Below are 9,926 nucleotides of genomic sequence, written 5' to 3' on the forward strand. Positions count from 1 at the left end.
AAAATATGCTAATATGGTAAAAATCTTGATATATGGAGCTATTATGGTTGGACGAAAAAAAGAGTTACAAATTTTAAGTGATATATGTGAACTAGACAATAGCTCTTTAGTCGCTGTCTATGGTCGCAGACGAATAGGAAAAACCTACTTGATTAACTATATGTTCCAAGAGTATAGAAGAGATTGTCTTTTTTTTGATTTTACAGGTGCTTCTGATGTACGCAGAGAGGTTCAACTTATTAATTTTGTTGACCAAGTATATGAGTGGTTTAGAGTTCGACCAAACCAAAAGGTAGATGATTGGCATGGAGCATTTAGGTTTTTGAAATATACGATTGATGATGAGGTTGAAAAACGAAATCACAAAGAGAAAGTGATAATCTTTTTAGATGAAGTTCCATGGATTGACCCTAACAATAGAGATGACTTTTTATCTGCTCTTGGGTACTTTTGGAATACCTATTGCGAAAAGAGAAAAAATATAGTGGTCATACTGTGTGGCTCTAATGCTTCGTGGATTAAAAATAGAATTCTCGAAGAGTCAACGGGTCCACTTTATAAAAGATTGACACATAAACTTCCTATGTACCCTTTTGATTTTGTGGAGACCAAAGAGTATCTGACAGAGATTAAGGGATTTGATATTGATAGTAAATCTTTTATGGAGATTTATATGATTTTTGGTGGAGTGGCTAAGTATCTCTCCTATTTGGACTCTAAGCTGTTTATATCTGACAATATCGACAGAATCTTTTTTGATATAGAGGGGTTTATGTATGATGAGTATCATGCAGTTTTTCGTTCACTCTTTATGGACAAGGCAGATTATCATAAAAGTATCATTGATGCTCTCTGTAGCAGACCAAGAGGGGAGACAATAAATGAACTCTCTAAAAGCTTAAATATTACTCTTGGTGCCAAGTTGGCAGATGCCATTGCAGAGCTTGAATCCTGTGGTTTCATTCAAGGTATTGGTAAGTTTGGCAATAAGAAAAAAGGGATTAAATATATTGTTAGTGATATGTATCTGCTCTTTCATCACAAGTGGATAAAAGAGCTTAGTAAAAATGACATTTTCAATCTCCCAAATGGATACTGGTCTTCTATTGTTGGTACACAACCTTATGCAACTTGGTCTGGCAATGCATTTGAAACTGTAGTCATTACCAATGTACACAGTTATCTCAAAGCAAGAGGGGCAGGTGGTCTTTTTTCAGGGGTTTACTATTGGGAATATAGAGCAAAAGAGGAGGATGAGAGGGGAACTCAAATAGATATGGTTGTTGAGTATGGTAATGGCATTTATGATATTGTAGAGTGCAAGTACTATAATAGAGAGTATGAAATCACTAAAGATTATGCAGAGGTTATGAGAAACAAAATGGTAATGTTTAGAAAATATGGACTTAAAAGAACGCAAAAAGGTGAGTTGAAAATGGTCTTTTTAACAACTTATGGTCTGAAGAAAAATTCTGCTTCTAATAGTCTGAATATTGCTGGGGAGTTGACTTTAGATGATTTATTGGGGTAGTGTACTTGTTAATAAATTCATGGAGTATATTTGTGTTTGATTTCGTTAGCCTAATAGGTCTCTCTTCTATACTACAAGAGACAAACTCTTGGAACATACTACTATTTGTAGGAGTAGAGATACTCTTTTGGACTACTGTTTCTGCTATTTTGGTTCTTTTTCTGCCTAAAAAATACCGTGTTCATAGAAAGAAGCTTTTTCTCTTTTTTCTAATTATGAATGTTGGTCTACTCTTTATGGGAGTGGTTGTAATGGTGGTTATGCTCCTCTTTGGTCTTGCGATGGCAACTACCAAATCTTATAAACCAAAGTATGAGATTATAAATTTCGAAGAGTACACATCATCATTTCCTATGGTGGAGAGTAAGTTTCATGAGGGAGTTTTGGCAATAGGTGGTGACCACAAAGAGTCAATCTCTAATGAGGAGAAGATTAAATCGTTAAAAATTCTCTATGATAGTAATGCACAGGGTAATATAGGGAGGATAAAAGAGTTTTTGGCAGATGGCTCTGATGAGACTAGGCTCTATGCTTTTGCTCTAATCTCTGCATCTGAAAAAAAGCTGAATAGTCAGATAAAAGAGATAAAATCCAAGATAGATAACAGCCAAGATAAGAAAAAACTTGAAGAGCATCAGTTTAATCTGGCTCTTACCTATTGGCAGTTTATCTTTCATGGCGTTGCCAATGAGCATATGGTTCTGTTTTATGTAAAAAAGATAGAGGAGAGACTACAAGAGATAAGTCACAGAGCTAATGCATCTATACTTTTGGGTAAGATTCACCTCTTTAATAAAAAATATATAGAAGCAGAGAACTCTTTTAGACGAGCAATAGAGCTTGGTGCTAACGAGGGTTCGGTAGCTACATTTTTAGCAGAAGCAAAATATGAATTAAAAGAGTATAACAGTATCTCTAAATATATGCAAAATGAGCAGTTTGCAATAGATTTAAGAATGAAACCACTATATGAAATTTGGAAGGTAGGTTCGGTAACACCGAACAAAAATAGAGAGCAAATTAAATGAAAGTTGTACACCACACAGATGACCCTGATATATTGATACCCGCAGAGGGAACCTACCCCTATGTCAGAGGGGGAGTCTCATCTTGGATATCACAGCTTATCTCTGGACTCCCCCAATATAAATTTGGAATAGCATTTATAGGCAGTAAGCGAGAGGAATACCCAAAGAAACCACTCTATGATTTTCCTGAGAATTTGGTCTATATGGTAGAGCTTTTTATATTTGATAAAGAGCATAAACCTACTGTTGATGCTGTTGATGGTGATATTAAAACATTTGAGTATATCCAAAAACTGTATAGTTGGTTTAGAGAGGATAAAACAGACTCTCCATTTCCAAAAGAGATAAAAGGTTTGGATTTTTACTTAAATAGAATGGATGAATCGTCATTCCTATACAGCAGAGAGTCTTGGTACTTTATCTCCAATAAATATAAAGAGAACTGCCCTGAATCTCCATTTATAGACTACTTTTGGACGGTCAGAAGCATTCATCTACCTATATGGAAAATGGCTAAACTGGCAAATCTTATAGGAGACAAAGGAACAATTATCCACTCACCTTCCACTGGTTATGCAGGGTTTCTAGCTACACTAATCTCTTATGACAAGAAGAAGCCATTTATCTTAACAGAGCATGGTATCTATACCAAAGAGCGAAAGATAGATATTATATCAAATTCACTCTCTGCTTATAAAAAATTGGAGCTGTTTAGGGAGTCTTCACAAGAGGAGTACACACAAGGAATGTGGGTTAGATTTTTTGAGGGGATAGGAAAAATGAGCTACAATAGAGCCAACCCTATCCTCTCCCTTTTCTCTGTTGCAAAAGATACTCAGATTTCATATGGAGCCAATCCTGATAGATGTAGGGTTATCCCCAATGGAGTCGATATAAAAACACTAGAGGCGACGAGAAAACATCGCTCTACTACGATTCCAAAAGTCATTACACTTATCGGTAGAGTGGTTTCGATAAAAGATATAAAATCATTTATTCGTGCAATTAGAATCACTGTTGACTCCATTCCTGATGCAGAGGCATGGATAGTGGGACCCCAGAGTGAGGAGAGAGAGTATGCGATGGAGTGTAGAGAGCTTATCTCTATACTTGACCTCAACGATAAGATTAAGTTCTTGGGATTCCAAAATATAGTAGATATACTACCCAAAAGTGGTCTACTTACGCTTACATCTATTAGTGAGGGTATGCCTCTTGTTATCTTGGAGGGATTCGCGGCGGGTGTTCCGTGTGTTAGTACCGATGTTGGCTCATGTAGAGAGCTAATCTATGGTGGAGAGAATCCCGAAGACAGAGCTTTGGGCAGAGCAGGAAAAGTGTGTCAAATAGCAAATGTAACAGAACTAGCAGAGGGGTATATAGAGTTTTTGACCGATGAGAAGAGATGGTTAGAGGCTCAAAAAGTTGCAATAGAGAGGGTTAGTAGATTTTATACCCAAAATCTGTTTTTGGATAACTATAGAAAAATCTATGAAGAGACATTCAGAGGTATAGAGAACTAATGGCAGGTATAGGGTTTGAGCTAAAACAGATTATTAGAGAGAAGTCTATCACTTCAGTATTCAAAACATTTGGATACTCTGCTGTTTTGAGCAGTGGACCTTGGGTTATCTCTATGATTATTATCCTTGGGATTGGTCTTACTTCTGTCTATCTCTCTTCTACTGGTGACCCCCATGAAATCATGCTAAAGGCTTCAGTTACCTATGTCTCTGCTCTAGCATTAAGCTCTATCTTTACAGGTTTTTTTCAACTTCCATTTACTCGATTTGTTGCTGATAGAATCTATGAAAAAAAAGAATATCTAATACTGCCTAATTTTATAGGAACACTATCCGTCACTGTACTCCTTGGCTTTCTAATCTCTCTACCTCTAGCCATTTTTCTTTTTGATACACAGAGCAATCTATTTGTACTGCTCTATGTTTCACTATTTATAGTATTAAGTTGCGTATGGATTGCCAATATCTTAGCTGCCAGTCTAAAACTTTATAGACTTGTGATTATATTCTATCTTCTAGGCTATGGAGCTATCTATGGAAGTTTTATATTTTTGAGAGAGTATGAGGTCATAGGTTATCTACTCTCATTTCTAATAGGAAACACCCTACTTTTTGTAATGCTCTCTTTAGGAATCACCTACTACTACCCAGCCTATAGTGAGACAAACAAAAAGTTTATTCGTCTTGATATGTTTCAAAATAGATTTGAGAAGTTCTACTGGAAACTGGCTCTATCTGGAGTATTTTATAATATTGCTATCTGGATTGACAAAGCTATTTTTTGGTTTACACCTATCATAGGTTACGCGGTTATCGACAAACTCCACGCCTCTATGGTTTATGATTTCCCAATCTTCTTGGCATACCTATCTATCATCCCTGGTATGGCTATTTTCTTCTTTAGGTTAGAGGTAGATTTCGCAGACGCTTACGATAGATTTTATCGTGCGGTCAATAGGCATGGAACCCTAGAACAGATTAAAAAGTACAAACAGGGTATGATAGATGCGGTGACTAGAAGTATCCAAGAGGTACTCTTTGTGCAGGGGATGTTTAACCTACTACTATTTCTTAGTGCAGAGAGTCTATTTGAGCTACTGATGTTACCAAAACTATATCTACCACTATTTTATGTAGATGTTATCGGTGTCCAGTTACAGCTTGGATTCATGTCCATTTTGGCTTATCTATACTATCTTGATAGACAAAAAGAGGCACTTATATACACGCTCTCTTTTGTACTACTCAATGCTCTGCTTACTTGGATAAGCATTCAATTAGGACCATACTTTTATGGGTATGGATTTAGTGTGACACTGCTCATTCTTTTTGTGGCTAGTATCTATACGCTAAATAATATTTTACAAGAGTTGGATTATAAGACTTTTATGTTGCAGTAAAAGTTATATTTTATCTTGAATCAATGGATAGAGTTCAGCAGACCAATAATCTTCACTAATATCTTGCTCTTTTTTAAGGGCAATAAAATATACCTCATCTCTATCTTTCATATTCAAAAAAGATATTTTTTTTGCAAAAAGATACTCACCATTTTTACTGTATATTTTATCCTCAACCTCTTGAATCTTTTTAATATTATCAACAACACTCTCCAACTCATCTATTTTCACTTCGTTGATAAAATCCATCTCATTAACCCCAATAGTTAAAAATCTATCCTCTAAAAGTTTCAGAGGAACAGCAGAGAGCAGAATCCAAACTTTTGAACCATAATCTTTATTGAGTAGAGATTTATAAACTGCTTGAAAAGCATCTGTCGCAGATATAGGTGTTTTTCTAGCTATCTCATATATATTATCTTTAATCACCTGCTCTTCTCTATTTGTCTCATCAAGTGTTAAAAATTTTCCCAATTCAACTAAAAACTCTTTTTGTGCCTCGGTTAATGTCTCCATCAATGGTGGTGTCTCATTTTGCAACTCAAATCGGTCTTCATCTGTAGCATAGTTATCTAACCAATATTTAGCAGAAGCTATCCTCGAACTCAAAGAGCTTTTTTCTCTCTCTGTTAATGCTCTCCCCTCCCTCTTCTCAATCTCTTTTTCAATATCCAAATTAAGAATCTGAACAAAAGTTGTTAGCATCTGAAAGTTTGTACCTTTGTATGTTTCAGTCACTCTATCCGTCTCTGTCAAATTTAAAATCTCATCTTTATGACCAGCCAATACTCTATCATAGTCATTAAAAAGCTTAAGCATCTTGTTTGCATCAACAGAGAACTCCACAGGGCGTTTTACTTGATTATTAATCATCAAATATCTTAGGATTTCAGGAGGTAAAAAATCTGTCATATCTCGTGCTGAGAAACCTAACCCTTTTGATGAACTCATTTTACTTCCATTGATTAAGAAAAATCCATAAGGCACATTGATAGGTGGTTGTTTTTGAAATATTGCTCTAAAACAAGCATTTCCAACATCTCTTGAACCACCTTTTGTACAGTGATCCATACCTGCACCCTCAATATCAATACCAAACTCATGCCATTTTGCAACCCACTCTAGTTTCCAAGGAAGTTTACCATTTCCGTCAAATGGAGAGATTCGTCCTCTATGTCCACACCCCTCTGCCCAAGATACGAGGTCTTTTTTGCACTCATAGGTTACCAATTTATCAGAATAGTCTGTTACAATAGTTGTTCCTAATTTACCACACTCTTCACACACAACTTGAAAAGGATACCAGTTATCAGGTTTTTCAGAGTTGCTCACTTCCAGATAAATATCTCTTACTATGTCCGCATGGCTCAAAATAGTATCAATAGCATCATTAAATCTTCCAGAACGATAAATATCTCTCAATCTATAAATCTCTACTTCAACACCCAGCTCTTTAAAAATTTCTAAAAAATCCTCTATATAATAGTTAGCTAAATCAGAAGCATCAGAGTCAGATGGGGCAGGAATATTACACATAGGTTTTCCCATATGCTGTTTCATCTCTTCAGACGCATCATGAGGCAGACCATCCATCGGGTCATAATCATCAATTCCATAGGTAAACTTTACTTTATGTCCTCTATTCTGTAAGTATCTGAAAATTGCATCATGTATAATAACACCTCTTAGAGACCCCACATGAATCTTACCCGATGGTGTTTTAGAATCATTTATTATGATAACACCATCTTTTTTTCTTTTAACTAAATGTTTCTCTATATCTTTTAACCATTTCATAAAGTCTGTTTATCCTAACTGTTTAATAATTTAAGTCGCATTTTAACATATTCTTTAGTATAAAACAGGTTAATCTATCTCTTTTTTGCTTATATCTATGCCACAATATGGTAAAATTCCACCATTAAAATATCCAAGGATAAAAGATGATTTTCATTGATGATATAAGAGCAAATAAGGTAATGGATAGCAGAGGAAACCCTACAGTTCAAGCAACGGTAAGCCTTAGTGATGGTACAACAGCGTCAGCTATAGTTCCAAGTGGTGCAAGTACTGGTAAAAGAGAAGCACTGGAGCTAAGAGATGGTGGTAGCCGATATATGGGAAAAGGTGTTCTCCAAGCTTGTGAAAATGTAAATGATAAGATTGCTGATACGCTAGTTGGAATGTCACCGTTTAACCAAGCAGAGATTGACCTGACTATGAAAGCACTAGATGGTACAGAGAACTACGCCCAACTAGGAGCAAATGCAGTACTTGGTGTCTCTATGGCGATAGCAAGAGCATCTGCACAATCTCTTGGTATGCCACTATATAGATACCTTGGTGGGATGAATGCCGTAACAATTCCTGTTCCTATGGTAAATATCATCAACGGTGGAGAACATGCAAACAACTCTGTAGACTTCCAAGAGTATATGATTGTGCCTGTTGGATTCAACACTTTTTCAGACGGTCTTCAAGCAGTAGCAGAGATATATCAACATCTTAAAAAAGTTATTGATGGTATGGGCGAGAGTACTGCTGTGGGTGATGAGGGTGGATTTGCACCAAATCTAAGCTCCAATGAAGAGCCACTTCAAGTCATTATGGAAGCTATTGAGTTAGCAGGGTACAAAGCAGGAGAGCAGATTGTTCTAGCTCTTGATGTCGCTGCATCAGAACTTACAAACGATGAGGGCAAATATGTTCTCAAATCAGAAGATAGAGAGCTAACAGCAGAAGAGTTGGTTGAGTACTATGCTGACCTATGTGAGAAGTATCCTATCAAATCAATCGAAGATGGTCTGGATGAAGATGATTGGGATGGTTGGAAAATATTGACAGAGAAGCTTGGTGATAAAATTCAACTGGTTGGAGATGACCTATTTGTGACCAATGTATCTATCCTTGCAGAGGGAATCGAAAAAAATATTGCAAACTCTATTCTTATTAAGCCAAACCAAATCGGTTCAGTATCAGAGACCATGCAGACAATCAGATTGGCTCAAAGGTCTGGATACAAATGTGTAATGAGCCACCGTTCAGGAGAGAGTGAAGATACATTTATCGCTGATTTTGCCGTAGCAATGAACACAGGTGAGATAAAAACTGGTTCAACAGCAAGAAGTGATAGAATCGCCAAATATAACCGTCTGCTAGAGATAGAGAGAGAGCTAGGACAGTTTGAGTATCTAGGTAACACAATATTTGAGTAGAGTATCATGGAATTTGCGAAAGATATAGCCCCCATTATTAGAAAGTTTGAGCAGATATTAGGACTATCGCTCAAAATCTTTTTAGTCACTGCTACTATTGTTATACTTGTGGGAATCTATGTCGCAAATCTAATCTATGGAGATAACTCTCTACATAGACTTGAATATCTTCAAAGAGAGAAAGAGAGTTTAAAGCAAGAGATTCATTCGCTCAAACAGGATAATGCTAAACTACATAAGCAGTATCTTGAGTGGTCGGATGCTAATAATTAGGTAAATAGACACCCTTAATTTCACTATCCTCTAGTGCTTTAGCCAAGGGGTCTGAACTACCTTTTACCCCAAGATAACTTCTAGCACTGTTTAGACGATAGTAGTAACGAAGGGTATTTAATTTTTTACCATTTGACCAAGAAGATACTAAAATATAATCCTTCTTATATCCATCAATCTTTGAATATGCACCCTCTTGCGAGAAAGAGTCTGCAAACATATAGAGTTTCCCATCTTCAACCAAATATTTTGCATCTCTCATATTCATATCACCCATCATTGGTTGATAGACAACTTTATGATTTCCAAAGCTCACCTTTACAAGTAGATTTGGACTCTCAGATGTCGACTTATATGCTAAGTAGTAGCGTTTTCCACTTATCATTCTTTTATTGAAACTTTGATTTTTTTTATACTCTACCGTTTTCGCCGTTGGTTTTGGAATTCTAGCAGGTATTGAACGCATACTATATGTTTTAGCAGTTGGATATGTTTTGACTTTTGAATAGTGTGCTACGGTATTATCCTCCTCTGATATTCCAACATTTTGATATTTTGGTATCTTTACTGGTCTACTATATCTCTTCTCTACTCTTCTCTCTTGAACTACATAAGTTCGAACTACTGGAGATTTCAAAATAGTTTGTGAGCCATATATATAAGCATCATGGAAGTATCGTCTATATGCAGAAAGTTTGCTTTTTAATGAATATTTGTTTGTTGTATTATACGCAAAAGGGATAAACAACCATTTGATTTGACTACAGTGATATGTGAACGCAAATTTTCAGGCATACTATTAATAGTCTTCTCTAACACTGGAAACTGCTTAAAGCTACCAAGCTTTATAAAATATCTGTTCTGTGCATATAAAATATTCATTAAGACCAATAAAAGAAGTATAAATCTAAACATAACTATATTTTACCCTTTTCTTTTTTAAAAATGATAACATA

Annotated in this window: 9 protein-coding genes; 6 read left to right on the forward strand and 3 right to left on the reverse strand. The window is 35.9% G+C overall.

Features of this window, described 5'->3' with window-relative positions:
* The 4 genes from GSY74_RS06525 to pelG all read left to right on the forward strand — a co-directional run.
* Positions 1–1,531: ATP-binding protein (locus GSY74_RS06525; protein WP_223157489.1), on the forward strand; the 1,531-nt coding region annotated here is incomplete at its 5' end.
* Between the two features lie 32 nt (positions 1,532–1,563).
* A complete protein-coding gene (locus GSY74_RS06530) occupies positions 1,564–2,559 on the forward strand; it encodes a hypothetical protein (RefSeq protein WP_164664298.1) in 996 nt (331 codons plus the stop codon).
* Positions 2,556–4,082 (forward strand): GT4 family glycosyltransferase PelF, encoded by a 1,527-nt coding sequence (gene pelF / locus GSY74_RS06535; protein WP_164664299.1) that lies wholly within the window; start codon positions 2,556–2,558, stop codon positions 4,080–4,082. Before GSY74_RS06530 ends, pelF begins: the two co-directional genes overlap by 4 nt.
* Positions 4,082–5,482, forward strand: a complete 1,401-nt coding sequence (gene pelG / locus GSY74_RS06540; RefSeq protein WP_164664300.1) for an exopolysaccharide Pel transporter PelG — start codon at positions 4,082–4,084, stop codon at positions 5,480–5,482. Before pelF ends, pelG begins: the two co-directional genes overlap by 1 nt.
* Positions 5,483–5,485: 3 nt before the next feature.
* Here pelG and lysS read toward each other — a convergent pair whose 3' ends face one another.
* Entirely contained in the window at positions 5,486–7,279 is a 1,794-nt protein-coding gene (gene lysS, locus GSY74_RS06545) for a lysine--tRNA ligase (protein WP_164664301.1), read from the reverse strand.
* Between the two features lie 146 nt (positions 7,280–7,425).
* Between lysS and eno the strand changes: the two genes are divergently transcribed.
* The gene (gene eno, locus GSY74_RS06550; protein ID WP_164664302.1) at positions 7,426–8,697 is read left to right on the forward strand and encodes a phosphopyruvate hydratase; all 1,272 of its coding nucleotides are present in this window, start codon (positions 7,426–7,428) and stop codon (positions 8,695–8,697) included.
* A gap of 6 nt (positions 8,698–8,703) precedes the next feature.
* The gene (locus tag GSY74_RS06555) at positions 8,704–8,970 is read left to right on the forward strand and encodes a septum formation initiator family protein (RefSeq protein WP_164664303.1); all 267 of its coding nucleotides are present in this window, start codon (positions 8,704–8,706) and stop codon (positions 8,968–8,970) included.
* Here the strand turns inward: GSY74_RS06555 and GSY74_RS06560 are convergent.
* Together GSY74_RS06560 and GSY74_RS06565 are read right to left on the reverse strand one after the other, a co-directional pair.
* The gene (locus GSY74_RS06560; protein WP_164664304.1) at positions 8,960–9,607 is read right to left on the reverse strand and encodes a hypothetical protein; all 648 of its coding nucleotides are present in this window, start codon (positions 9,605–9,607) and stop codon (positions 8,960–8,962) included. The two genes, GSY74_RS06555 and GSY74_RS06560, sit on opposite strands and share 11 nt — an antisense overlap.
* 65 nt (positions 9,608–9,672) lie before the next feature.
* Entirely contained in the window at positions 9,673–9,885 is a 213-nt protein-coding gene (locus GSY74_RS06565) for a hypothetical protein (protein WP_164664305.1), read from the reverse strand.
* Positions 9,886–9,926 lie beyond the last annotated feature (41 nt).

Source organism: Sulfurovum sp. bin170 (genome assembly GCF_010892395.1).
In the GTDB taxonomy this organism is placed as follows: Bacteria; Campylobacterota; Campylobacteria; order Campylobacterales; family Sulfurovaceae; genus UBA1140.

Excerpts from the sequence above, each read along its gene's own strand:
- pelG (WP_164664300.1), top strand. The coding sequence starts at position 4,082 with ATGGCAGGTATAGGGTTTGAGCTAAAACAGATTATTAGAGAGAAGTCT.
- GSY74_RS06565 (WP_164664305.1), bottom strand. The coding sequence starts at position 9,885 with ATGTTTAGATTTATACTTCTTTTATTGGTCTTAATGAATATTTTATAT.
- eno (WP_164664302.1), top strand. The coding sequence starts at position 7,426 with ATGATTTTCATTGATGATATAAGAGCAAATAAGGTAATGGATAGCAGA.
- lysS (WP_164664301.1), bottom strand. The coding sequence starts at position 7,279 with ATGAAATGGTTAAAAGATATAGAGAAACATTTAGTTAAAAGAAAAAAA.
- pelF (WP_164664299.1), top strand. The coding sequence starts at position 2,556 with ATGAAAGTTGTACACCACACAGATGACCCTGATATATTGATACCCGCA.
- GSY74_RS06555 (WP_164664303.1), top strand. The coding sequence starts at position 8,704 with ATGGAATTTGCGAAAGATATAGCCCCCATTATTAGAAAGTTTGAGCAG.